Here is a 26,225-nt window from a genome sequence, read left to right on the forward strand (position 1 = left end):
CTTGGCAGGGCGCAGCCTTGTCAACCATTAGACGAGACGTTTCTCCTTCCTCTCTAGCCGTCTCGTCGGAAAAGCCCCGCGTTGCCGCGGGGCTTTTCTTGTGGCCGGCCGTGATTCCGGAGGAATCGCATAAGCCGGCCACGCGAGCCGGATAGAGGAACAATCCACCGGATTGTTCCTCCGTCGAAGACATCCTTGTACCGACACTGGCCGCATTCTCCCGCGGCTCCACTAGATTGGAGGGCATGATGCAAGCAGCAATGGATCGCTCCCAACTGGACCCGCGCGCCGCGAAGGCCACCTCGATCACCGTGATCGAGGACCCGACCGCGGCCGAGCCGCAGGCCCTGCGAATCACTTCGGCCAGCTCGAATCCGAAGATGTTCACCCTGCCCTGGCACAAGCCGCTGGCCACCTGGCCGGCCGACCTGCTGGCCAATCTGCCGCGCGGCATCTCCCGCCACGTCGTGCGTTTCGTGCATGTGGGCGACGAGGTCTACGCGATGAAGGAGATCACGCGGGCCAAGGCCGAGCGCGAGTATGAGATCCTGCGACAGTTGCAGAAGCTCGAACTGCCCTCCGTCACGCCGATCGCCGTCGTCACCGGCCGCCATGACCGCAACGGCGAGCCGCTCGAGGCGATCCTCGTGACCCGGCACCTCAAGTTCTCGCTGCCCTACCGCGCCCTGTTCGCGCGCAACCTCCGCGCCGACACCGCCGAGCGCTTGATCGACGCGCTGGCCGTGCTCATGGTGCGCCTGCACCTGGCCGGCTTCTACTGGGGCGATGTGTCGCTGTCGAACGTCCTGTTCCTGCGCGACGCCGACGCCTTCTCGGCCTACCTCGTCGACGCCGAGACCGGCGAGTTGCAGATCAAGCTCACCCAAGGCCAGCGCGAATACGACATCGACCTGGCGCGCACGAATATCATCGGCGAATTGATGGATCTCGCCTCCGGCAAGCTGCTGCCCGACGATGTGGACGAGATCGAGGTCGGTAACCGCTTGGTCGACCGCTACCACTCGCTGTGGAGCGCGCTGACCGACACCGACGACTTCGGCCCCGACGAGATGTGGAAGATCGAGAAGCGTGTCAACAAGCTCAACGAACTCGGCTTCGACGTCGACGAGCTGGAGATGAAGACCGCCGAGGACGGCAAGCGTGTGCTGGTGCGCCCGCGCGTCGTCGACGCCGGCTATGCCTCGCGCAAGCTGCTGCGCCTCACCGGCCTCGACGTGCAGGAGAACCAGGCCCGCCGCCTGCTCAACGACCTCGATGCCTACCGCGCCTCGACCTGGCGCGAGGGCGAGGAACTGGAGATCGTCGCCACCGACTGGATGCGTGAGATCTTCGAGCCCACCGTGCGCATGATTCCGCCCGAATACCGCTCCCAGATCGAGCCCGCGCAGTTCTTCCACGAGGTGCTGGACCACCGCTGGTATCTGGCGGAGCAGGCCGGTCACGACGTGCCGATGGGAATGGCCGTGCAGAGCTATGTCAAGAATGTGCTGCCGCAATACAAGCTCGACAAGAAGGATATCGACGAGCTGCTGGCGGAGGCGGATTCCGGCGTCATCGACGACGAATTCACCTACAACGATCCGGATGCGGGCTACAATCCCGACGACGATCCGGATGCGGCTGTGTGGGCGAGTCGTTAGCGGACAGCCCGGTGGGCTGTCCGTAGACGAGCCCCGAGCGAGGCGATAGCCCGAGCGAGGGCAACATTGAGCCTCGCCGGAGGCGAGTCCATAATTGCTGGACCATCGCGTTAAGCGAAGGCCCGAGCCGATTCTCTCGGTCTCAGACAAACAAAACGCAACCCGATATCGACGTTTGATATCGGGTTGCGTCATATGGAGAGCTTGGAGAGCTCCGCCGGGATGACAGTCCGTTGGACTGTCATCTATTCCGTTTCACGCCTTGGCGCGCGCCGTGGCGACGGCGTACAGGCTGATGCCGGCGGCGACCGAGGCGTTCAGCGATTCGACGGCGGAGGAGATTGGGATGCCGGCGATCGCATCACACGCTTCGCGCACGAGGCGGCTCAGTCCCGAGCCCTCGGAACCGAGCACGACGACCAGCGGGTCCTTCTCGAATCCGGTTTCGCCGACGAGCTTGTCACCGCCGCCGTCGAGGCCGACGACGTAATATCCGCGTTCCTTGAGGCCGGCCAGCGCCTTGGTGAGGTTGACGACGCGGCACACCGGCATATGCGCGGCGGCGCCGGCCGACACCTTCCATGCGGCGGCGGTCACCGAGGCGGAGCGACGCTCGGGCAGGATCACGCCGTTGGCGCCGAAGGCGGCTGCGGAGCGGATCACGGCGCCGAGGTTCTGCGGGTCGGTCACGCCGTCAAGCGCGATGAACAGCGGGCGCGCCTTGATGCGCGCGGTCTCGGAGTTCGCGGCCTCCATCGCGCGCGCCTTCTTGTCGGCGCGGTCGGCCAGTTCGGCCAGCGAGGAGTATTGATAGGGCTGCACCTTGAGGATCACGCCCTGATGGTTGCCGGAACGGGCGATGCGGTCCATCTCGAGGCGGTCGGCTTCGAGCATGTGCAGGCCGTTGGCGGCGGCGATCTTGACGATTTCGCGTGTGCGGTCGTCATGCTCGATGCGGGTGAGGATATAGAGCGTCGAGGAGGGCACGCCCACGCGCAGCGCCTCGAGCACGGAATTGCGGCCGAACACGAGATCGGTGGTGTCGTTGGAGGCGAACTTATCGGCGCGCCTGCGGGCCGCGAGACGCGGGTCGGCGGCCTTGCGGCGATCGGCCGCCTTCTTGGCCGCATAAGCCTTGTGATAGACGCGGTCCTCTGCCTTGGGCGTCGGTCCCTTGCCGCGCAGGGAGTTACGATGCTTTCCGCCCGACCCCTTGGTCGGTCCTTTCTTGATAGCCATACCCGCCATTCTCCCAGCACCCCTCAACCTGAGCGGTGGCGGATGCCGCGCTTTACTTGACGGTGAAGCCCTCCTGACGCCCGTATTCAGCCAGAGCCTCGCCCCATTCGTTGAGGGCCGTGTTGAGGGTTTTGCGGCCGATATAGGCCTTGCCGATCGTATTGACGGCGATGGAGTTCGCGTAGGCCATATACGGCAGGTATTGCCAGCGGCTGTCCACATCCTTCGCGGCCTCGGCGATGACTTGATGGATCTGCTGCCCGCCGAAATAGTCGTCGGTGGCGTTCAGATATGCCTCGTCGTCGAAAACGGCCTTGAGCGGCGGCACGCCATCCTGGGCGAGGTTCACGTCGACGCCGCCGTCGTGGGCATACCATTTGGCGAAGGCATATGCGGCCTCGGCCTTCGCGTCGTCCGACTTGGCAGGCAAGGCCAGCGCCCCGCCGCCGTTCTCGCCGTTGACATGCCCGCCGGCCTGATATTGCGGCATGGGCGCCACGCGCCATTTCCCGGACATGCCGGAGACGTTCTTCTTAAGCGAGGTGACCATCCACGCGCCGGTCAGGATCGTGGCGATCCGCCCGTTGTTCAGGGCCTGGTACCAGTCCTCGGTCCAGCCCTTCGTGTTGGTGTCGATGAGTTCCTTGTCCATCAGCGGCTGCCACATATCGGTGAATTGGCGCACCTTGGGGCCGGAGAAGTCGATGCCGATCGTCTCGCCGTCGGCGGTGAAGGGGCGCGCGCCCGCCTGCCAGAGCATCGAGGCGAGGAAGCCGCCGTCGCCGGTTTCGTTGGCGATATGCTTGCCACCGCCCAGGGCCTTGATCTTGGCGGCGGCCTTGGCGTATTCATCCCAAGTGGTCGGAGGCTCGCTGATGCCGGCTTCTTTGAAGATCTCGGCATTGTAGAACATCACCATCGGTCCGCTGGAAATCGGCAGGGCATATCGAGCGCCGCTGTTGGTCACCGCGTTCAAGGCGGAGTCGGTGAAATCGTCGGCGATGTCATCGAAGCCATATTCGGCCACATCGCGCAGCTCACCGCTGATCGCGAACTGCTGGACCGCGTTGTAATCGAGGTAGATGAGGTCCGGCACGCCTTTGCCCGCGGTGATCGCGTTGTTGAGCTGCATGTATTCGTCGTCGTTCGTGCCGACGTTCTGCACCTTGACCTTGATGTCGGGGTGCTCTTTCTCGAAGGCGCTGACGAAATCGCCGATGGTGGACTGCCAGGTCCACAGCGTGATCTCGGTGGTGCCGTCCGCAGCCTCGTTCGACTGTCCGCAGGCCGCCAGCGGAGCGATAAGCGCTGCGGAGACGAGGGCCGCGAGGAGGATGCGGCCGGTGCGCGCGAAACGCGAGGTGCGACGAATCATGGCGGCTCCTTATGCGCATGCCATGCGGCAGCGGCGCTGCCGGGCGACGGTGGTGAAAAGACGAAAAACTACGGGACATTGTATATGGGCGTTTCTGTCGGGTGGGCCATTGGCTGGGAAATGGCAAAGGCTGGCAAAAATCGCCGGCTATGCGTTGGCAAAAAATGGCAAAGAGATATTCGCTCTATTCTCAACGATGTCAGCGCAAACATGCCAACGCAACGGCATGGAGCGCAACGGAAGCACAGCAGCAGACGAAAGGCAGTGCGATGAGGCTGAACCTCAACGGCGAATGGGATTTCTACCCGAACGGTGGCGATGAGAAAACCACCATCGTGGTCCCGACTTGGTGGGACTCGCTCCCCGTCACCACCGGATATCCGGCGGAATGGGAGAAGGGGCTGTTCCACGGCATCTACCGGACCACCGTCGAACTCAAGGCCGAGGACCTTCAGGACGATCTTTTCGTGCATGTCGGTGCCCTCGCCACCCTTGGCAAGGTCTATGTCAATGGCGTCTCCGTCGGCCCGAAGACCACCAAGGGCTATCTGATGACCCTGTTGCCCTATGATCTCGATATCAATGCGGCGGCCAAGGCCGGCGCCAACGAGATCGCCATCGAGGTGTGGAGCGTCAAGGCCCTGCCCGAGGACGCGCTCGCCCCCGAAGGCGGCCCCGACCGCCTGCTCTTCCCCTTCGGCACCGAGAATATCGTCGGCCGCGTCGGCCTCGGCGGCGATGTGTGGGTCGAATCCCGCCCGAAGCTGCGCATCGACGACTTGCAGATCATCCCCGATCTCAAGAAGAACGCCGATCCCGCCGACGACGAGCTGACCGTGAACGTCACCGTCGTCAACCACACCTCCACCGCCCGCGACCTGAAGCTCGAAGCGGCCGTCAACGAATGGCAGTCCAAGGAGCATGCCTTCGACTTCGCTCCGGCCGACGTGCATGTGGACGCCGATTCCGAGACCGTCGTTACCCTCAAGGCCAACTGGCCCAATGCGCACTACTGGAGCCGCACCGATCCGTTCCTCTACACCGTCGATGCGCGCCTGACGGACGGCACCGCCACCGTGCACGAGGCCTCCGACCGCTTCGGCTTCCGCCAGTTCTGGCGCGAAGGCGACAAGTACATCTTCAACGGCGTCAAGATCCGCCTGCGCGGCGACTCGCTGTGCCTGCTCAACCAGGGTGACCGCGACCTCATCAACGAGATCGGCGACGCCTACGGCGTGATCCTCGACGACAACCATGCCTCCGACGCGATGGCCAAGGCCTGGATCGACGCCTACAAGCACGCCAACGCCAACATCGTGCGCAACCATATCCGCTCCATCCCCTCTCCGGCGCTGTTCGACCACGCCGACGAGGTGGGCATGCTGATGGAGGAGGAGACCGCGTTCTGGAACCCCGGTTCCGTCTCCAACGTCTCTCTGAACCCGCCGTATTACATCAACTACTCCGACGAAACCGTCGGCTACTACTGCGAGTGGGTCGAGCGCTGGGTGAGGGCCTCCCGCAACCATCCGTCGATCGTGCTGTGGTCCACCACCAACGAGTGCTGGAATCCCAACGATCCTGAGGTGCTGATCCCCGCCCTGGAGCAGGCCGTGCTCAAGAACGACCCCTCCCGCATGGTCATCAACGACGGCTTCAACAAGCCGATCACCAACGAGGATTCGCGCCATTATTTCGGCGGCTACCCCTCCGGCATGACCTCCGCGCCCGACATCTACAACCTCTACCAGATCGACTCCGACCTGCCGCTGGGCGCGGGCGAGGAGTTCTCCGTGTCCACCGCCGGCATCCCGCAGTATGCCGAGGACGGCACAATCAAGGACATCTACCACGGCCGTCTCAACGGCAATCCGGACACCATCTCCCGCGCCGATTTCGGCCGCGAGCTGGGCCGTGTGTCCCGCGGCATCCGCACCACCCGCATGGCCGATTGGAAGCCGTTCTGCTGGTCGATGTTCGTCTACGACAACATCGAGAAGTACATTCCGCTCGACCAGGCCGGCACCAAGCACGGCATCAACGCCAAGCAGCTCATCCGACCGCAGTTCGACCCGACCGCCGAGGGCGACGCCCGCTGGATCGAAGGCGACGGATTCGGATACTTCGCCAACTCCTTCGCCGATGTGGCCGCCTTCGACCGCGAATTCGACAAGGAGCCGCGCCTCGGCCTGCCGCACAGCATCTACCAGCCCGGCACCACCTCCAAGCGCACGATCATGCTCTACAACGACGAGGAGATCGACGGCACCGAGCTTGAGCTCGGCTGGACCGTCTCGGCGGTGCGCCCCGACGGCGCCTCGGTCGAGATGGAGCACGGCGGCGACACCGTGACCGTCGACCACGGCTGCTTCACCGAGCATGGCATCGAGATCCATGTGCCCGGCGACGTCGAATCGTATGAGTCCAAGCTCATCCTCACGCTGACCGTGAGCAAGGCCGGCAAGGAGAAGTTCCGCGAAGACAACTTCCTCGGCTGGATCGGCCGCCCGGCGCCGGCGCGCCTCGCCGCCGTCCGCCCGCTCATTGACCTGGGCCGCGTGGACTTCGTCTCCCGCACCGTCAAGCATGTGCTGCGCCTGGCGCAGCAGGGCGGCGCGCTGAGCGAGCAGTGGACCGCGCGCGTGGTCGACGACGCCGATGGCGCGCTGAGCCTCGAGCGCCTGAGCGGCAACCTGCGCCATGAGCAGGAGCTGTATTACACGGTGAACGTCGCCGGACTCGAAACCGGGCGCGAATACACCGGCGTGATCGAATACACGGGCGAGAACGGCGACACCGCCGAGGTGCGTGTGCGCTTCGTCGCCGGCGAGCAGCCGGAAGGCGAGCTCGCCCTCGACAAAACCGTCGGCGCCACCGTGCGCGTCTCCTCCGCCTCGACGCGCTGGGGCTGGACCTCCGCCGCGCTGGTGGACGGCCTGTTCGCCGCCGACTACAACAACTTCGGCTGGTCCTCCGAGCCGTCTGATGCCTCCCGCCACGAATGGGTGGTGCTGAAGCTCGCCAAGCCGACCACGCTGGCGCAGGTCGTGCTCGTGCCCCGCGGCGAGAACCCCGGCGGCACCGTCGCCGAGGCCTTCCATGGCGAGGGCGAGGGCGTGGGCGGCGTGCTTGAGTTCGCCGCCGGCCACAAGGCCGTCGACCCGAACATGGGCCAGGGCTTCCCGGTCGACTTCACGATCGCGGTGTCCAAGGACGGCCAGTCCTGGACCACGGTCGCGCAGAAAACCGATTACCCGCTGCCGGCCAACGGCAAGGCGCGCGCCTTCGACTTCGACCCGGCCGAGGACGTGCAGTACGTCAAGCTCGACGTGAGCAAGCTGCGCTCGAACCCGAACGAACACGGTGAATACGCGCTGCAACTCGTCGAAATCGCCGCCTATGCGGACGCCCATATGCCCACCGTGCCGGCCGAGCCCGCCGACGTCAAGGTCGAGGCCAGCGCCCACGACGTGCGCGTCTCCTGGACGGTCGCCTCCGACGGGCGCTCCCCGCTGCTGGGCACCACGCTCACGCTGACCAACGAGGCCGGGGAAGTCATCGAAACCGTCGTCTCCGGGAACGCCGCCAGCGCACTGGTGCACGATGTGCCCGCCGGCGAGTGGACCGTCACCGTGCAAGGACGCAATGCCATCGGCGAAGGCGATGCCGCGGTGTCCGCGCCGTTCAAGGTCGGCCGCGCCGGCGCCAATGCGCTCGACACGACGATCGCCAAGCCGGCCGCGCCCAAGGCCGAGCTGATCGTCGAGACCGGCGCCGTCACCGTCACCTGGACCGACGCTCCGAACGGCACGGTCGGCGGCACCAATGTGCACTTGAAGTCGGTGTCCGGCGATCTCAAGGCACGCGCCGCATGGGTGGCCGCGGGCCAGAAGCCGAGCTTCACCTTCGAGGGTGTGGCCAAGGGTACGTATGTCGTCACCATCGAAACCACCGATGGCGAGGATCGCGTCTCCGAGACCTCCGAGCCGAGCGCCGAAACCATCGTCGCCACCGTGCCCGCCCAGCCGAACAAGCCGGGCGTCACCTCCACCGACGACGTGATGAACGTCACCTGGAAGGCTCCGGCCGACGGCGGCACCCCGGTCACCTCCTATGTGCTCACGCTGCGCAACCTCACCGAGAACACGGTGAAGACGGTCAAGGCCGAGGCCGGCGAGGAATCGAAGACCGTCGGCGAGCTGACCCCCGGCAACTACACCGCCTCCGTCATCGCGGTCAACGCGATCGGCATGAGCGCCGAGTCGTCGCCGTCATTGCCCTGCATCATCAAGTGACATTGGCGCTTCGCGCCAATGTCATCCTGAGCGGAGCGCGTAGCGCGAAGTCGAAGGATCTCGGTCTCGCATGTGGATGAGATCCTTCGACTCCGGCCTATGGCCTCCGCTCAGGATGACGGGGGGAGGGGAATGACCTCCGCTCAGGATGACATAGCGGGGAACTGTTCCGCTCAGGATGACAAGAATCAAGTTTTCCAATCTGTCTCATATAACAACAAAGGAGAGAATATGAGCAACGCAACCGCGGCGCCTGCCAAGAAGGCGCCCCAGAAGCTGACGTGGCTGAACTACGTCGGCTATGGCTCCGGTGATCTCGCCAACAACATCGGCTGGCGCATGATGTCGATGTTCCTGGCGACCTACTACATCTACATCGGCATTCCGGCCGCGATCACCGCGGGCATCTTCCTGTTCGCCCGCTTCTTCCAGGCCGTCGTCTACCTGCTGGCCGGCAACTACGCCGACCGCGTGAAGGACAAGGGCAACGGCAAGTTCCGCCGTCTCGTCGTGTGGTTCGGCATCCCGATGATGGTCGCCATCACCCTGATGTACACGATCCCGGCCGACGCCAACCTGCAGATCAAGGTCTGCTGGGCCATCGTCACCTACCTGCTCTACCAGCTGCTCGGCGCCCTTGGCGGCGTGCCCTATGGCGCGCTCCTCGGCGCGATGACGCAGGACCAGAACGAGCGCCAGCGCCTGTCCTCCGCCCGTATGATCGGCGGCGCGCTCTTCGGCCTCATCATCACCTTCACCCTCGCCCCGAAGGTGAACTCCATGGATCCGTCCAAGCTGTTCCTGCCGGTCGTCGCAATCTTCTGCCTCATCGGCGCCCTGATCTACGTCTTCCTCTACAAGACCACCATCGAGCAGATCGACGTGCCCGCCCAGCCGAAGGTCTCCTTCGTCGACACGCTCAAGGCCATCGTCATGAACCCGGCCCTGCTCATCCTCTGCTTCGCCACCGGCTTCTACCTGATCGCCACCTGCGTCGGCTCCATCGGACCCATCATCGCCAAGGAAGTCCTCGCTAACGGCATGGACGCCGGCACGATCGCCCTGATCACCACGCTCGTCACCCTGATCAACGCCTCCATCGGCGTCGTGGCCTCCCCGTTCGGCCCGGTCATCGCCCGTCACCTCGGCAAGAAGGGCGGCTGGTACGTCGGCTGCGCCCTCGGCATCATCGGCGGCGTGATGTTCATCTTCGTGGGCAACGTGTGGCTCTCCCTCGTGGCCTTGGCCCTCAACGCCATCGGCGCCCAGTTCTGCGGCAACTACGTCTGGGGCATGGAAGGTGACACCGTCGAGTACTACGAGTGGAAGACCGGCAAGCGCACCGATGGCGCGGCCATGGCCGGCCTGAGCTTCTTCCGCCAGATGTTCGGCGCCCTCACCTCTTGGCTCGGACCCGCCATCCTCGCCTTCACCGGCTACAAGGAGGGCATGAACGTCGCCCAGGATCCGTCCGTCGCCGAGAACCTGCGCCTGGCCGCCGGCCTCGTGCCGCTGATCGGCTTCGTGATCTCCGCCATCATCATCTTCTTCTACCCGATCACCGAGAAGAAGTTCGCCGAGATCAAGGCCGAGCTGGCCGAGCGCCACGCCAAGGCCGAGGCCGTCGAGGCCTGAGCTTGACTGAGGGGTGGCACCCGTTCGACAGGCGCCGCAAATGGCGAAGCTCGAATTATGCTCCCCTTGTGAGGGGAGCTGTCAGGCGAAGCCTGACTGAGGGGTAGTCCCCAGAGGATCACCCACCAACCCCAAGCGATATCCTCCCCGCCCACGCAGGGAGGATATCCTGACATACGGCGGCGTATCACGATGACACGCAAGGATGCGGGAGAAGGCATGACCGAACATCACAAGGCGACCGACCGCGTGCGGTTGGCCGACGTGGCCGAGGAGGCCGGCGTCGCCATATCCACGGTCTCCCGGGTGTTTTCCAATCCCGATCGCGTCAATTTCCAAACAGTCGAACAGGTGCGCGCCGTCGCGCAGCGGCTCGGATATCGGCCGCGTCCGGCCCGTCCGGCGCGCCCGCATGCGGCCACGCCGCCGCAACGCGCAGGAAGCCGCGGCCGAGGCTTCGGAGGGCCTGCTGGCGCTGGTCGTCAAGGACACGACCGACGGCATATCCTCGCAGATCCTCAAGGGCGCGCAGCAGGCGGCGATGGAATCCGGTCATGTCGTTTCGGTGATCGAAACCGGCCGTTCCGTCGCATGGACCGAGCGCATGCTCGGTCATCTCAGGCACAGCGCCGACGGACTGATTCTCGCCACCGACCAACTGTCGGCCGAGCAGATTCATCGTCTACGGCGCGATATGCCGGTGATTGTGCTCAACCGGCCCGTCGAAGGGGTGCCGTCCGTCGTGCCCGACCCGCTGCTCGGCGTGTGCCGTGCGCTGACGATGCTGCGGCGCTACGGCCACCGCTCCCTCACCTATGTGGCCGGGCCATCCTCATGGGCGAATCAATCGCGTTGGAATTGCCTGCATGATATGGCGGCGCGCCAAGGTTTCACGGTGCGTTCGATTGGTCCGGTGACGCCTTCCGTCGAGGGCGGATATCAGGCGGCGCTCGCGCTTGAGGGCATGATGCCGGACGCGGTCATCACCTATAACGATCTGGTCGCGGCGGGCGTCGTGCTGCGGCTCACCGCCGATGGGGTGCAGGTGCCGGGCGATGTGTCGGTGATCGGATTCGACAATACGTTGATTGCGCCGGTGGTCAGTCCTTCGATCACGACGATACGTATTCCGCGCGCCACCATGGGGCAGGCCGCCGTGAGTCTGCTGCTCGGCCGCCCGGTGCCGCATGCGCTGAGCCCGCGGGAGGCGGAACTGCGGCAATATCTGACCGAGCATGGCATCGTCAGCGAGGAGTTCGGCTCCGAGGTGACGCAAATCGACACCTCGCTGGTCATCCGTCATTCGGTCGGCGACACCCGTGCCGCCGTCGTGCGTCAGTCTCTGGCCGACCGCGCCACCCGTTTCGCGATGGAATAAGCGGCGCGATCTTTTTTCAGAAGCTTAACACCTCGACCTTGCCATCGCTGAGGTGATAGCGCGCGCCGACGATCATCAGACGGTCCGCAGCCAGCGCTTGCTGGATTGGTTCGGAGCGGGTGACCAGTTCCTCGATGGTGCGGGCGATATGCACCTGCTCGATATCGGCGAAGGCCTCCAATTCGGCCTCACGCGCCTGCCAGACGGAGAGTCCCACCTGACGCAGGAACGGGGACTCGGCTTCGACGATGCGCTCGTCCAGCGAATCCATAATTTCGGCGGCCTCCAGCGAGCCGGCGGCTTCGGCCGTGGCATGTTCCAACAGGGCGTCGAACTCCTTCGCGGCGGTGGTGATGGCGCCGCAGCCTTCGTGGCCGAGCACAACCAGCAGGCTCACATGAAGATGATCGACCGCATATTCGAGCGAGGCCAACGTCGCCTCGTCGATCATCTGACCGGCCGTACGCACGGTGAACAGGTCGCCGAGCCCCTGGTCGAAGATGATCTCCGGAGGCACGCGCGAATCGCAGCAAGCGAGCACCGCGGCGTCCGGGTGCTGCCCGTCGGCCAATGATTCACGCGTCTCGCGGTCCTGCCACGGATGCTCCGGCTTGCCCTCGGCGAAGCGTCGGTTGCCGGCGAGCATGCGGCTCCATGTGGCGTTGGCGGTGGATTCCTGTTCGATATCGGTCATGAGACTCAAGTATAGAAAGACCCCGCACACATGTGCGGGGTCTTTGCTACGCGTGAGATCAGCCGGTGTTCTGCAGGCCGGCCGCGACGCCTGAAACGGTGCACAGGATCAGGTAGGTGAACCCGGCCTGCTGGCCGTGGCTCAGCTCTTCCTTGTCCACCTTCTTGCGCAGCGAACGCAGCGCCAGCACCTGGGTGACCGACAGCGCGTCGACATACGGCGAGCGGATGCGGATGGCCTGGCCGAGCACATGGCGGTGCTGCAGCGGCCATTCGTCGCCGACGATGCGCAGCACCCACTTGCGGGTGAGCTCCATCTCGGAAAGCACCTTGTCGCGCAGGTCGTCGCGGTCGCCGAGGGCGAGGTACATCTTGGCGATGCGCTCGTCCGTCTTGGCGATCGACATCTCGATGTTGTCGATGAAGGTCGAGAACAGCGGCCACTCCTGATAGGCCTTGCGCAGTGTCTCGAGGTCGCCGAACTTCTCGCACGCCGTGCCCAGTCCATACCAAGCAGCCAGGTTGATGCGCGCCTGCGCCCAGGAGAAGATCCACGGAATCGTGCGCAGATCGTCCAGGGATTTGGCGCCCAGTCCGCGCTTGGCCGGGCGGGAACCGATCGGCAGCAGACCGATCTCGGTCAGCGGCGTGACGGTCGAGAACCACGGGGCGAAGTCATCGGTGTTGAGCAGGTCGAGGAAGCGCTCGTGCGCGGCCTCGTCGAGCGCGAACGCCATATCCGCGTACTTCTCGGTCATATCGGTGTTCGTCTTCTCGACGCTCGGCGCGGACTGCAGCAGCGTGGCCGAGGCGACGGATTCGACGTGGCGCACGGCCAGCACCGGGTTGCCGTAGCGGGCGAAGATGACCTCGCCCTGCTCGGTGAGCTTGAAACGGCATTTCACCGAGCCGACCGGCTGAGCGAGCACCGCGCGGTTCGCGGGGCCGCCGCCGCGGCCGACGGCACCGCCGCGGCCATGGAACAGGGTCAGATCGATGTCATGCGACTCGGCCCACTTCGCGATGCGCTCCTGAGCGGCGTGCAGCGCCAGCGTGGCCGAGGTCGGGCCGGCGTCCTTCGAGGAATCCGAATAGCCGAGCATGACCTCCATCTTGCCGCCGGTGGCCTTGAGTCGGGCCTGCACCTCGGGGATCTTGATCATTTCCTCGAGCACGTTCACCGAGTTCTGCAAGTCCTCAAGCTGCTCGAACAGCGGGATCACATCGAGCACCGGTGCGTCGGCCGGATTCGCGAACGCGAGGCGGTTGAGCTCGAACACGTCACGCACATTCTGCGCGCTCTGCGTGAAGGAGATGATGTAGCGGCGGGCGGCCTTCTCGCCGGCGCGCTTCTGGATGGAGCCGAGCGCGCGGAAGGTGTCGAGCACCTCGTGCGTCATCGGCTGCAGCGGTCCGCGCTCGCCATGCAGGCCATGCTCGCGGATATCCGCGAGGGCGCGCGCATGCACCACGGAATGCTGACGGAACTCCATCTCGACCATATGGAAGCCGAAGGTTTCGGTCTGCCAGATAAGGTCCTGCAACGGGCCGTAGGCGGAACGCTTGTCGCCTGCCGCGGCCAGCGAGCGCTGCACGGTCTTCAAGTCCGCGAGGAATTCGTCGCAGGACTGATACATCAGATCGGCGTCACGCGCGATGGTGTAATGCAGACGGTCGGCCATCACCAGCATGACCGCGCGGTGGGTCTCCTTGGTGGAGATCAGCGACGCGCGCTCGGTGAGGCGCTCGCTCATCTCCTTCTGGCGGCCCCACAGCGCCAGCAGTTCCTCGCTGGCCGGCGTGGTCTCGGTCTCCATCGTGAGGTTGCGGCCCACGGTGCGGCAGGCCTCCTCAAGCGCGCCGATCACATGGTCGCTGAACTTGCGCGACACCAGACGGCTCACCTTGGCGGTGACGTTCGGGTTGCCGTCGCGGTCGGAGCCGATCCAGCTGCCCGGATGGAAGAACGCCGGGCACTGCGGCGGCTCAAGGCCGGCCTTGTCGCCCAGCAGCCAGTCATCGAAACGGCGATAGACCTGCGGAATCGTATGGAACAGCGTGTTGTCGAAGATGTCGAGGATGGTGTCGGCCTCTTCCACCGGGGTCGGCTTCTTCAGCGCGATCGGGGAAGTGCGGAACAGCGCGTCGATCTCGTTGTAGAGACGGCGGTAGTTCTCCTTCTTATCCGAACCGCCCAGATGCTTGCTCGCGGCCAGCAGCTGCGAGATACGGCGGATCTTGCCCTCGACGGCCTTGCGGCGTGCTTCGGTGGGGTGCGCGGTGAACACCGGATGGAACTCGAGCTTGTCCAGCAGTTCGCGGGCCTTCGCCGGGCCCATCTCTTGGATGAGCTGATGATATGCCAGCGTCAGCTCGTTGGCGGGATCGACCGGCTCGTTGCCATCGACCTCTTCCTCGCGCTTATGCAGCACGGAGACGCGGTAGTTCTCCTCGCACAGGTTCGCCAGATGGAAATACGTGGCGAAGGCGCGGGCCAGCAGCTGCGCGTCGTGCAAATTCATGGCATCGATGATCGCCGCGGCCTTCGCCAGTCCATCCTCGTCGGGATGCTGCTCAACGCCGCCGAAATGCGCGGCGCTGGCCTCAACCGTGTGGGTGCGGACCTCATCGAATGTGGCGAGCAGCTTGGGGTCGAATTCCCCCAGCACCTCGCGCAGAATGCTCATGCACAAATCCATATCGTGCTTGAGCGAAGTGGGAAGATCGCGCTCCTCCGGTCCCTTGGTCCCGGTGCCGGTATCGACGATCGTCGCATCGGCAGGCGTGATCTGCTGATCATTATCTGTCACTAGTGACCTCCTTAATACCCACGTCTCTGGTTGCCCGGTCTGCCGATTGCCCGCGGCTCCTCCGCGGTTGTTGAAATCGGTTGTTGCGAGCCCACAGCCTTTGACGAGGCGTAAGTTGTGCTCAATATTGTACGACCCGATATCTGACGCTATGTTACGAGGTTCACAATGCGCAACAGAGCGGGCCGGGGACGGTCCCGAGTAATACTGGGAACGTGAGCGACGAGCATGAGCATAATCAGTCCACCAGCGCGGCGAATGCCGTGCGCAAATTCCACACCCATTCCATTCCGCTGGATATGGAGGATATCGAACGCGACTGGGACAAGCCCGTCGCCGAGGCCGGCATCGCGGCGAAGGCCAGCGTCGTCGTGCGCGTCGGCATGCTCGACTTGGGCGCCGGAACCGGTTCGTTCCGCGTGCGCGAGATGATGCACCGGATCGCCTATCCGCTCGGCGTCCATGTGCGCGCCGACGTGAACCTGACCGATATCGAGGCGACCTGCACCGACGGACGCGACCGCATCACCGAGGTCGTCGACCTGCCCAGCACCGGCGTCAATACCGAGCGCATCTGGCTGCTTGAGCATTTCGCCGACTGGTTCAACGTCAATCTCGGCACCGGGACCATGTATCACGCCAAATCCTCGATTTCCGAGGAACTGGTCGCGCACCTTGACTCGCCTGAGGCGGCTGGCGCCTCGATTATGCGCGCGGTGGAACGCGATAGGAAGGCGCAGGAGTCTGAGGAGGAGATGGCGGCGCTGGATGCGGCGGCCGAGGCCGTTGTGGGCGAGCCGAAGGACGGCGCCGTTGGCGATCGTGGGTCGGACGTCGCTTCCGGAATCGTTCCGGACCCGGCGCCGGCGAACCCGGCCATCCGCAATATCGCGCAGGGGGCCGACGCGGCCCGCCCGCGGCGCGACCACAAACCTCCCAAGGGCGAATACGCCCAGCATTTCGACCATGTCGGCGTGCGGCGCGGGAAGGACGACATCGACGCGCGCGGCATCACCGTGCGGCAGGCCCACGAACGGCTCGACCTGATCGAACGGCGCAAACCGCTCTATGCCCCTTGGTTCTCCGGACTGGCTTCGGCCATCGCCTGCGCCTCCTTCGTCTTCCTCCTGGGCGGCGGCCCCTACGACATGATCGGCGCCTTCGTCGGCGCGGGCCTCGGCCAATGGATGCGTCGGCGGTTGTTCGCCCACCATCTCAACCAGTTCTTCGTCACCTTCGTGTGCGTGGCGCTGGCGGCGCTCGCCTGCACCGGCACGCTGCGCCTCATCGGCCTGTTCGATCCGGTGGCGCTGCAGCACGACACCGCCTACATCGGCGCGATGCTCTTCGTCATCCCCGGTTTCCCGCTGATCACCGGTGGCCTCGATATGGCGAAAATCGACTTCCCCTCCGGCATCCAACGCGTCGTCTATGTGTTCTGCATCGTGCTGATGGCCACGCTCGCAGGATGGATGGTCGCCACCATCGTTCACCTCAACCCAGAGGGCTTCGAACCGCTTGGCCTCAACCCGTGGGTTAATGGCGCGTTGCGTTTCGTCTTCGCGTTCCTCGGCGTATGGGGCTTCTCCGTGCTATTCAACTCGCCGCAGCGTATGTGCCTGACCGCCGCGCTGATTGGCGGTATCACCGACACCCTGCGCCTTGAGATCGTCGACGCGGGCGTGCCCGCCGAGGCCGGCGCGTTCATCGGCGCGCTGCTGGCCGGTCTGCTGGCCTCGGGCTGGCGCTCCTCGGTGCGCCGCGGCTGGCTGCCGCCGCACCTGGGTTATCCGCGCATCTGCCTGACCGTGCCCTCGATCGTGATCATGGTACCCGGCCTGTATATGTATCAGGCCATGTTCCACCTAGGCCAGTTCGACACCCAGCTGGCGTTGGACTGGGCCTTCCGCGCCTTCATGGTCATCATCTGCCTGCCGATCGGCTTGGCGATGGCGCGCGTGATCACCGATAAATCCTGGCGCTACGACATCTGACTGCGGCCGACGTCCGGGCGTCTTGGCGGCGGCGCGCACGTCGCATGGGAAGTCCGCGCCTTCCGCGCTCCGCATGGTGGACGGCGCGATGGCCGGACGGGGCCTGCGATGACCATAATGAAGCCATGAGAATCACGGATGCGCGGGTGCCGGGCAGTAGCGAACGGATTGATATCGTCATCGACGAACGCCGGGGTGTGGTGACGGCCGTCGAACCGCATGATGGGGTGAAACCGGAGGGATATCCCGGCGGCGGGTCGGATATCGACGCCGAGGGACGTTGGGTGATTCCGGGACTCTGGGACTGCCACACGCATTTCACGCAGTGGGCCAAGACCTTGGGTCGGCTGGATCTCATCGAGGCTCGCTCGGCGAGCGAGGCCATGGCGATGCTGCGCGCGCATCTTGATGAACGCCGCGCCGCCGGCACGCTCGATCCGGATGCCTTCGTGGTGGGCATGCGGTTCCGCCATTCGCTCTGGGCCGACGACGCGCAGCCGACGCTGGCCGCCATCGACGCGGTCGCCGGCGAGCAGCCCGTGGCCCTCTCGAGCGCCGACATGCACTGCGGATGGGTCAATTCCGCGGCCGCCCGCCGCCTCGGCGTGCATGTGGGCGATTCCGGCTTGGTCGGCGAACTCGAGTGGTTCAATGCCTACTGCGAGTTCGACAAGGCCCCCGGCGCCGCCGAGGAAACCGACCGTCTGCTGCGCGAGGCCGAGGCGGACGCCGCCCGCAAAGGCGTGGTGGGCGTGCGCGATTACGAGATGGCCGAGAACATCAATACCTGGATCGCGCGGTTCGCCGCCGGCATTGATGGCCTGCGCGTGGACGCCGGCACCTATCCGGAGCGGCTTCGGGCCGCCATCGACGCCGGTTGGCGCACCGGCATGGAATTGCCCGGTTCGCATGGATTGGGCCGCGTCGGCGCGATGAAACTCATCTCCGACGGTTCGTTGAACACGCGCTCCGCCTATTGCTCGACGCCATATTCGGGCATCGAACCGCCGACCTACGGCACGTTGAGCTACACGCCGGAGCAGATCGAGGATTATATGCGGCTGGCCACCGACCACGAGTTCGACATCGCCTGCCATGCCATCGGCGACGAAGCGAACACCGTTGTGCTGGACGCCGCCGAACGCACGCATGCCCACGGTTCCGTCGAACATGCGCAGATGCTCAAAACCTCCGATATTCCGCGGTTCGCCGCGTTGGGATTGACTGCCAGCATCCAGCCGCAGCACGCGATGGACGACCGCGATGTCATCCCCCGTTTCTGGGCCCATCCGGCCGGTATTCCCTACGCTTTCCGCGCTCTGCATGAGTCGGGTGCCCGTCTGCGCATGGGTTCGGACGCCCCGGTCGCCCCGCTCGACCCATGGATGGCCATTTCCGCCGCCGTCTTCGGCACGGAGAGCTCTGACCGCGAACCGTTCCAGCCCGAACAGTGCCTCGACGTGCGCGCCGCGCTCGCTGCTTCCACCGGCACCGGCCGCGACCGTCTGCGCTCCGGCGATCCCGCCGATCTTGCGCTGCTCGACGCCGATCCCTACTCGGTCGACTCGCCCGAGGCCATGCGCGGCATGTCCGGCCGGGTCGCGGCCACGTTCCTCTCCGGCCGCCGCACATACTCCCGTCTGTGACGGACCATCCCGGATTCCACGGCAGCGGCATATCCGAAATGCGCATATCCGGCAATATCAACGGGCTGCTGCGTTCGGCACAACGATTCTTCCTTTTCTCGTGCTAGGAACGGCATAGGTACGAGAAAAGCGAAAAAAGAGCCTATGAAAATCTCCCTTTTCTCGTACCAATGTGTGGCTGGCACGAGAAAAGGGAGAAAACGGATGGTCCGACAGCCCGATGGAATGATGGGGGTCTCGGAATGACGCATCCAACGCCGGTCCGTCGGCATCGGCTCCGCCGAGAAACGCAAATGGGGCGGCGCCGGAACAGCGCCGCCCCCATCGGAACCAGGCTCAGTACTGCATGCCCATGGCTTCGCGCACTTGGGCGAGGGTTTCCTCGGCGACGGCGTTCGCGCGCTTGTTGCCGTCCTCGAGCACGTCGCGCACATAGTCCATGTCCTTGGCGAGCTCGGCGCGGCGCTCGCGGTGAGGGGCCAGGAACTCATTGACCGACTCGGTCACATAGGCCTTGAGCGCGCCGGCGCCGGAAGCGCCGATCTCGTCGGCGATCTCCTTCGGGTCGCGGCCGGTCACCAGTCCCGCGGTGGTCAGCAGCGCCGAGACCTGCGGGCGATTCACCGGATCGAAGGTGATCGTGCGCTCGGAATCCGTCGGGCTCTTCTTGATGAGCTTGGCCGTCTCCTCGGCCGTGGCGCCGAGCATGATCGAGTTGCCGTAGGACTTGCTCATCTTGCGTCCGTCGAGGCCCGGGATCTCCGGCGCGTCGGACAGGATCGCCGCCGGCTCCGGGAACACCGGGTTCTTCTTCGCATAGCGCTCGTTGAAACGGCGCGCGATGGTGCGTGTGATTTCCACATGCGGCAGATTGTCCTTGCCGATCGGCACGACGTTGGCCTTGCAGAAGAGGATGTCGCACGCCTGATGCACCGGATAGGTGAGCAGCAGGCCGGTCAGCGCATGGCCGCTCGCCTCCATCTCGGACTTGACGGTCGGGTTGCGGTGCAGCTCGGCCTCGGTGACCAGCGAGAGGAACGGCAGCATGAGCTGGTTCTCGGCCGGCACGGCGGAGTGCGCGTAGATCATGGTCTTCTTCGGATCGATGCCGGCGGCCATATAGTCGAGCACGAGGTTCAGCACATTGTCCTGGATATGTTCGGTGGTGTCTCGGTCGGTGATGACCTGATAGTCGGCGATGATGATATTCGAGTGCACGCCCTTGTTCTGCATCGCCACGCGCTCCTTGATGGAGCCGAAATAGTGGCCCAGGTGCAGGCGCCCGGTCGGGCGGTCGCCGGTGAGCATCGTGAATTTCGACGGATCCTTCTCCAACGCAGCCAGCGTCGCGTCGGAACGCTTCTTCGCCGCCAGGAAGCTGGCGCTCATTTCGTTGCCGGCAGCCGTCAGCTGGGTCCCCTGCGTTTCGTCGGTCATCCCTCTATCCCTCGCAAACTGTGTGAAAACCGTGCAAAATAACGCTTTTATGGTAAATATGTGAGCCGACAAGCCAACAGAACATAACAAGTGGTACTCTTTTGGATGATGAATCGATAGGAAGCAACTCGCAGGGGGTCAGATGGGCCGCGGACGTCAGAAAGCAAAGCAACAGAAAATAGCCCGTAAGCTCAAGTATCTGACCACTGACACCGATTACGACGAGCTTGCCAAGGAATTGAACGCGCAGGAGCCGGGCACTGGTTCCGTCGACCCGTTCGCCGATATCGAGGATCAATACTCCGCGCCCGCCGACGAGCCCGAGGCGGACGAAACCGCCGCGTCCGCCGGCGACGATCTGGACGAATACGCCAAGTGGGCTGCCGAAGCCGCCGCGAAGTCGACCAGCGGCGAGTTTCCGGCCGCGTCGCCCTCGCCCAAGCCCGCCGCGCCGCGCAAGCCGATTCCGATGCCGATGCCGATGCCGAGCGCGCTTAAGCCCAAGAAGGCGTGACTTTTTACAACGCTATAACCATCGGCCGGTCGTTGGTCGCCTAAAAGCGCGACATTCCAACGATGCGGAATTGTGGTTGGTTATAGCGTTGTCGTCAATCTACAACGCTATAACCAAGGCGGACCGACAGTCCCTTAAAATCGGCTATTTCCCAATGAAGGGCCAAGACGAGTGGTTATAGCGTTGTCAGCGGCAGCAGGTCGCTCAGATTGTCGCGCTCGCCGACAGCCGTGATATGCCCGGCCTCGCGCTCCTCATCCCAAGTCGTCACGCCGGCCGCCAGACGCAGCCATACCGCCGGGTCGAGTTCGATGACATCCGGGGGCGTGAGATTATGCGGGTCCGACTCCGGGCCATCCAATATCTTGACCGCGGCGAACGGCGCCACGCGCACCTCCGCGCCCGGCCCGGGCGCGCGGCGCTCCAATAGAAACAGCGTGTATCGCACCGCCATCGCCATCGTCGGCCGCGCCAATGCCGGCGCGACGTCCAGCGGCGCGCTGCCGGCGTCCAGGACCTCGCGCGCCGCCTCGCGCCATGCCTTCCATGCCGCCTGTCCCTTGCCGAGGTCCGCCTCGCGTATCGCCGCCATAGCCTTGCCTTTCGTCGCGTGATATCCGTCAGCCCAATACTAGGGCGCGGGCGTCTTTTATGGCGGGCCTTCGGCCGCGGGATCGAAGGCGATGCGGTATAGTGGGGTGCGATGACAACGTATGCAGGACAGCGTGGCCCATGTTACGAAGAGTTCATGTTGGCGCCACTGCCCAGGTGCGTCGTCGCGGGATAATATAAAGCGGGGAAATCACCCGGAAGGAAGAAAGTCTGACTATGACCGAAATCACCGCACCGAAGTCACCCGTCACGGCTGAGCAGTTTGCCGACGAGATTCGGGAACAACTGAAATACAACCAGGGCGTCACGCCCGAGCAGGCCACGCCGGCCGACGTGTACGTCGCCGCCTCGCTCGCCGTGCGCAGACATCTCATGGATTCGTGGATGAAGACGCAGACCGATATGGTCAACGGCAACACCAAGGCCGTCGGCTATCTGTCCGCCGAGTTCCTCATGGGCAAGCAGCTGCGCAACGCGCTGCTCAACGCCGGCCTGACCGAGCAGTTCGACGAGGCCGTCAAGGCGCTCGGATTCGACCTGCAGGATGTCATCGACGCCGAGCATGAGCCGGGCCTGGGCAACGGCGGCCTCGGCCGTCTCGCCGCCTGCTTCATCGACTCGCTCGCCTCCATCGGCGTGCCGGCCTTCGGATATGGCATCCAGTACAAGTACGGCATCTTCGAGCAGGCTTTCGACGAGGACGGCAAGCAGATCGAGAAGCCCGACTACTGGCTGACCAACGAGGAGCCGTGGGGGCACATCGACTACAACCGCTCGCAGAAGGTCTCCTTCGGCGGCAAGGTCGTCGACGGCAAGTGGGAGCCGGCTTGGTCCGTGCGCGCCGTGCCGGTCGACTATATGGTGCCCGGATACAAGTCCGGCCGCGTCAACACGCTGCGCCTGTGGAGCGCCAAGTCCTACGACGAATTCGACCTGCTCACCTTCAACAAGTCCGAGTATCTGGACGCCGTCAAGCCGCAGGTCGAGGCCGAGAACATCTCCAAGATTCTCTATCCGGAGGATTCCACGCCGCAGGGCAAGGCGCTGCGCCTCGAGCAGCAGTACTTCTTCGTCTCCGCGTCGATCCACGATGCGATCCGCGTGTTCTATCCGGGCCAGGACAAGCCCGATCTGACCACGTTCCCCGACAAGATCTGCTTCCAGCTCAACGACACGCACCCGGTCATCGGCATCCCCGAGCTCATGCGCGTGCTCATGGACGAGCATGGCTACGATTGGGACACCGCGTGGACCATCACCACCAAGACCTTCAGCTACACCTGCCACACGCTGCTGCCCGAGGCGCTTGAGGTGTGGCCGGCCTCGCTGATCGGCGAGCTGCTGCCGCGCCACCTCGAGATCATCGAGAAGATCAACAAGCAGTTCGAGGCCGAGCTGGCTTCCAAGGGCGTCGATGCCGCGCAGATTGAGCGCATGCGCATCTACACCGGCGACGCCGTGCGCATGGCCTATCTGGCCACCTACGCCGGCTCGCATGTCAACGGCGTGGCCGAGCTGCACTCCCAGCTCCTGAAGGACGTCACCCTGAAGGACTTCTCCGACGTCTACCCGGACAAGTTCACCAACGTGACCAACGGCGTCACCCCGCGTCGCTTCATCAAGCTCGCCAACCCGCGTCTGTCCGCGCTCATCACCGAGGGCCTCGGCACCGACAAGTGGCTTACCGACCTTGAGATGCTCAAGGGCCTTGAACCGCTGGCCAAGGACGACGAGTTCGTCAAGAAGTTCGCGGCCGTCAAGCAGGCCAACAAGGTCGACTTCGCCAACTATGCCAAGCGCGAGTATGGTTTCGAGCTCGACCCGAACACCATGTTCAACACCATGGTCAAGCGTCTGCATGAATACAAGCGCCAGAGCCTGAAGATCCTCGCCGTCATCGCCCGCTACGCCGACATCAAGTCTGGCAAGCTGAACGCCGACGACGTGCTGCCGCGCACCGTGATCTTCGGCGCCAAGTCCGCCCCCGGCTACTATCTGGCCAAGATGACGATCCAGCTCATCAACAATGTGGCCCGCGTCGTCAACAACGATCCGGATGTCAAGGGCAAGCTCAACGTGTACTTCCCCTGGAACTACAACGTGCGTCTCGCCCAGCACCTCATCCCGGCCACCGACCTCGACGAGCAGATCTCGCAGGCCGGCAAGGAGGCCTCCGGCACCGGCAACATGAAGTTCGCCCTCAACGGCGCCATGACCGTCGGCACGCTCGACGGCGCGAACGTCGAGATCCGTGAGCGCGTCGGCGCCGAGAACTTCTTCCTCTTCGGCATGACCGTCGACGAGGTCGAGGCGCAGTACGCCAACGGCTACGATCCGGCCAAGTACTACGAGGCCGATCCGCGCCTGAAGAACGCCATCGACATGGTCTCCAACGGCACCTTCTCCAACGGCGACCGCAACACCTTCGCGCCGCTCGTCGCCGACTGGCTGACCAAGGACTGGTTCATGACCCTGGCCGACTTCACCGCCTACACCTCCATCCAAGGCGAGATCGAGGCCCTCTACCGCGATCCGCTCGAGTGGAACCGCAAGGCCATCCTCAACGTCGCGAACTCCGGCTACTTCAGCTCGGATCGCTCGATGGAGGATTATCTCGACCGCATCTGGCACACCGGCCCGCTCGCGTGATGATGGAGCGTCCTCGTCGTTGCGGAGGATTCGACGTATTTCAATACGCCTTCATCCTCCGCGCCTAGAGGACGCACGCATCATCGCGCTCGCTTCGCTCAAGTGATGCTTGTTGAGTAGCTGAGCATCAACGGTGAAGGCCGCATTGGAATGTGGATTCCGGTGCGGCCTTTCGTTTATTGAGTGGTGTTGCCTACTTGATGCGGCGGCCCGCGCACCAGGCGTGCTGGACGGACCAGTCGGCGGGGTCGGTGATCAGCACGTCGGCGGCGTATCCGGGGGCGAGCAGGCCAAGGGGCGCGCCGGTGACCGGGTTCGGGCGGTCGAAGCCGAAGGCCTTCGCCGGGGTCAATGTGGCTGCCTCAACGGCCTCGATGGGGGACATGCCCAACTCGAGGATCGTGCGCTGCACGGCGTGCTCGAGGGTCAATGTAGAGCCGGCGATGGCGCCGTTGGACTTGAGCCGGGCGTGCCCGTCGACCACATCCACGTCGAGCGCGCCGAGTTTGTAGGCGCCGTCCGGGCAGTCGGTGGCCGCCATCGCGTCGGTGACGAAGGCGATGCGGTGCGGCGCAAAACCAAGGCCGAGCCGCAGCATCGGATCCTGCACATGGAAGCCGTCGCAGATCAGCTCGATGGTGACGCGCGGGTCCTCGACCGCCGCCGGAATCGGACCGGGCTCGCGATGATGCAGACCGTTCATCGCGTTGAACATATGCGTCATCAGGCCCGCGCCCTCGTCGAAAGCGCGGCGGGCGGTCTCGTAGTCGGCGTCGCAGTGTCCGACCGCGGGCACCGTGCCGGCGGCTACGAATTGGCGGATGGCCTGAAGGCCGTGCGGCAGCTCCGGGGCAATCGTGATCTGTCGCAGGCAACCGTCGGCCGCTTCGAGCATTTGGTCCACGATCTCGGGCACCGGATCCTTGAGGCATTCCGGATCGTGCGCGCCCTTGCGCGACATCGCAAGGAACGGCCCCTCCAGATGCGCGCCGAGGATATCGGGCCGCTGGTCCATCTTGGCGCGCACATTGCGAAGATTCTCGCACTGCACATCAATCGGATTCGTGATCAGCGAGCACACTTGGCGGGTCGTGCCATGCACCGCATGTCCGGCGCGCGCCACGTCGATTCCCTCGGGACCGTCATCGAAGCTCTTCTCCCACGCGCCATGCGAATGGATATCCACATATCCGGGGGTGATGACCATGCCCGCGGCATCCACGGCGCCAGCCGGGTCAATGCCATTCGCGCGGCATGCGGCCTCGAACTCATCATCCGACGTGCCCGTGGCCGCGATCACGCCACTGGCATCGGTCACGATCCAAGCGCGTTCCTCGATGCCGCGCGCATCCACCTTGCGCGCACCTCGAATCGCAAACGCCGCCGGCGCGCCTTCCATCGAGGCCGTGACCTGCGCGACGATCTGTTGTCTGTCCATGTTCCAAGCTCTTTTCTGCAAAATCAGATGCCCTGCCAGGCCGGCTTGTGCGCGAAAGCGTACTTGTAGTAATCCTTGTGGCGTAGACGGCTTGCGGCCGCCTCGTCGACGATGATCGTGGCGTGCGGGTGCAGCTGCAACGCCGACGCCGGGCAGAACGCGGAGACGCCGCCTTCGACGGTTTCGGCGATCGCCTCGGCCTTGCCTGCGCCGAAGGCGAGCAGCACCAGATGGCGGGCCTTGAGGATCGTGCCGATGCCCTGGGTGATGCAGTGCATCGGGACCTGGTTCACGTCGTCGTCGAAGAAGCGTGCGTTGTCGATGCGGGTCTGCTCGGCCAGGGTCTTGACACGTGTGCCGGAGGCCAGCGAGGAGCCCGGCTCGTTGAAGCCGATGTGTCCGTCGGTGCCGATGCCGAGGATCTGCACGTCGACGCCGACGGCCTCGGCGATCGCCTGGTCATACGCGGCGCCCGCGCCGGCGATTTTCTCGCCATCGGTCAGGGGGGCGCCCTCCAGCGCGTCGCCGGGCACATGCACCTTCGCCGGGTCGAGGCCGAGCGGTTCGACCACGGTGCGGTGGATCGTCGAATGATACGACTCCGGGTGCGTCAACGGCAGCCCGAGGTATTCGTCGAGCGCGAAGCCGCGCACCTGGCTCACGTCGATCGCTTCCTTCTTGACGAGCGCGGCGAGCGCCTGATAGGCGGCCAGCGGGCTCGAGCCGGTGGCCAGGCCGAGCACCGCGTCCGGCTTGGCTTTGATGAGATCGGCCACGGAGCGCGCGTAGATCGCGCCCGCCTCGGCCTCGTCCTTGACGATGATGACTTCCGCCATGGTGTCCTTCTTT

The 26,225-nt window shown here is 64.7% G+C and carries 16 protein-coding genes and 1 pseudogene; 9 read left to right on the top strand and 8 right to left on the bottom strand.

The features are described from left to right. The first annotated feature begins 248 nt into the window (after window positions 1-248). Complete coding sequence (locus tag AC1AUD_RS08730) at window positions 249-1,661, top strand: DUF4032 domain-containing protein (RefSeq protein WP_476574016.1); 1,413 nt, start codon at window positions 249-251, stop codon at window positions 1,659-1,661. A 255-nt stretch (window positions 1,662-1,916) separates the two neighbouring features. Here the strand turns inward: AC1AUD_RS08730 and rlmB are convergent, their stop codons facing one another. Together rlmB and AC1AUD_RS08740 are read right to left on the bottom strand one after the other, a co-directional pair. Next, window positions 1,917-2,900: a 23S rRNA (guanosine(2251)-2'-O)-methyltransferase RlmB gene (rlmB, locus tag AC1AUD_RS08735; RefSeq protein WP_476573958.1), complete on the bottom strand. Its 984-nt coding sequence runs from the start codon at window positions 2,898-2,900 to the stop codon at window positions 1,917-1,919. A 52-nt stretch (window positions 2,901-2,952) separates the two neighbouring features. Next, window positions 2,953-4,275, bottom strand: a complete 1,323-nt coding sequence (locus AC1AUD_RS08740) for an ABC transporter substrate-binding protein (protein WP_476573959.1) — start codon at window positions 4,273-4,275, stop codon at window positions 2,953-2,955. 269 nt (window positions 4,276-4,544) lie between these two features. Between AC1AUD_RS08740 and AC1AUD_RS08745 the strand changes: the two genes are divergently transcribed. The 4 genes and pseudogenes from AC1AUD_RS08745 (at window position 4,545) to AC1AUD_RS08760 (ending at window position 11,583) form a co-directional block, all read left to right on the top strand. After that, window positions 4,545-8,570 (top strand): fibronectin type III domain-containing protein, encoded by a 4,026-nt coding sequence (locus AC1AUD_RS08745; RefSeq protein WP_476573960.1) that lies wholly within the window; start codon window positions 4,545-4,547, stop codon window positions 8,568-8,570. Between the two features lie 231 nt (window positions 8,571-8,801). Then, entirely contained in the window at window positions 8,802-10,205 is a 1,404-nt protein-coding gene (locus tag AC1AUD_RS08750) for an MFS transporter (protein ID WP_476573961.1), read from the top strand. 219 nt (window positions 10,206-10,424) lie between these two features. After that, window positions 10,425-10,580, top strand: a pseudogene (locus AC1AUD_RS08755) (LacI family DNA-binding transcriptional regulator); the annotation flags it as partial. 37 nt (window positions 10,581-10,617) lie between these two features. Then, window positions 10,618-11,583 (top strand): LacI family DNA-binding transcriptional regulator, encoded by a 966-nt coding sequence (locus AC1AUD_RS08760; RefSeq protein WP_476573962.1) that lies wholly within the window; start codon window positions 10,618-10,620, stop codon window positions 11,581-11,583. Window positions 11,584-11,599: 16 nt separating this feature from the next. Here AC1AUD_RS08760 and AC1AUD_RS08765 read toward each other — a convergent pair whose 3' ends face one another. Beyond that, entirely contained in the window at window positions 11,600-12,277 is a 678-nt protein-coding gene (locus AC1AUD_RS08765) for a carbonic anhydrase (protein WP_476573963.1), read from the bottom strand. A gap of 58 nt (window positions 12,278-12,335) precedes the next feature. Next, entirely contained in the window at window positions 12,336-15,086 is a 2,751-nt protein-coding gene (locus tag AC1AUD_RS08770) for a phosphoenolpyruvate carboxylase (protein ID WP_476573964.1), read from the bottom strand. A gap of 299 nt (window positions 15,087-15,385) precedes the next feature. Between AC1AUD_RS08770 and AC1AUD_RS08775 the strand changes: the two genes are divergently transcribed. Next, entirely contained in the window at window positions 15,386-17,080 is a 1,695-nt protein-coding gene (locus tag AC1AUD_RS08775; protein WP_476574017.1) for a threonine/serine exporter family protein, read from the top strand. Window positions 17,081-17,205: 125 nt separating this feature from the next. After that, window positions 17,206-18,726: an amidohydrolase gene (locus AC1AUD_RS08780; RefSeq protein WP_476573965.1), complete on the top strand. Its 1,521-nt coding sequence runs from the start codon at window positions 17,206-17,208 to the stop codon at window positions 18,724-18,726. Between the two features lie 336 nt (window positions 18,727-19,062). Here AC1AUD_RS08780 and trpS read toward each other — a convergent pair whose 3' ends face one another. Continuing rightward, on the bottom strand, window positions 19,063-20,163 hold the full coding sequence (gene trpS / locus AC1AUD_RS08785; RefSeq protein WP_476573966.1) for a tryptophan--tRNA ligase: 1,101 nt from the start codon (window positions 20,161-20,163) through the stop codon (window positions 19,063-19,065). Between the two features lie 142 nt (window positions 20,164-20,305). Here trpS and AC1AUD_RS08790 point away from each other — a divergent pair, with 142 nt between their 5' ends. Beyond that, a complete protein-coding gene (locus AC1AUD_RS08790) occupies window positions 20,306-20,677 on the top strand; it encodes a DUF3073 domain-containing protein (protein ID WP_476573967.1) in 372 nt (123 codons plus the stop codon). 175 nt (window positions 20,678-20,852) lie between these two features. Here the strand turns inward: AC1AUD_RS08790 and AC1AUD_RS08795 are convergent, their stop codons facing one another. Further along, window positions 20,853-21,269, bottom strand: coding sequence for a sterol carrier family protein (locus tag AC1AUD_RS08795; RefSeq protein ID WP_476573968.1), 417 nt, complete (start codon window positions 21,267-21,269; stop codon window positions 20,853-20,855). Between the two features lie 236 nt (window positions 21,270-21,505). Here AC1AUD_RS08795 and AC1AUD_RS08800 point away from each other — a divergent pair, with 236 nt between their 5' ends. Next, window positions 21,506-23,938, top strand: a complete 2,433-nt coding sequence (locus AC1AUD_RS08800) for a glycogen/starch/alpha-glucan phosphorylase (protein ID WP_476573969.1) — start codon at window positions 21,506-21,508, stop codon at window positions 23,936-23,938. 193 nt (window positions 23,939-24,131) lie between these two features. Here the strand turns inward: AC1AUD_RS08800 and AC1AUD_RS08805 are convergent, their stop codons facing one another. Further along, complete coding sequence (locus AC1AUD_RS08805) at window positions 24,132-25,376, bottom strand: N-acetylglucosamine-6-phosphate deacetylase (protein ID WP_476573970.1); 1,245 nt, start codon at window positions 25,374-25,376, stop codon at window positions 24,132-24,134. Between the two features lie 23 nt (window positions 25,377-25,399). Further along, on the bottom strand, window positions 25,400-26,212 hold the full coding sequence (gene nagB / locus AC1AUD_RS08810; protein ID WP_476573971.1) for a glucosamine-6-phosphate deaminase: 813 nt from the start codon (window positions 26,210-26,212) through the stop codon (window positions 25,400-25,402). Between the last annotated feature and the right edge of the window lie 13 nt (window positions 26,213-26,225).

It is taken from the genome of Bifidobacterium sp. LH_730, assembly GCF_056355835.1.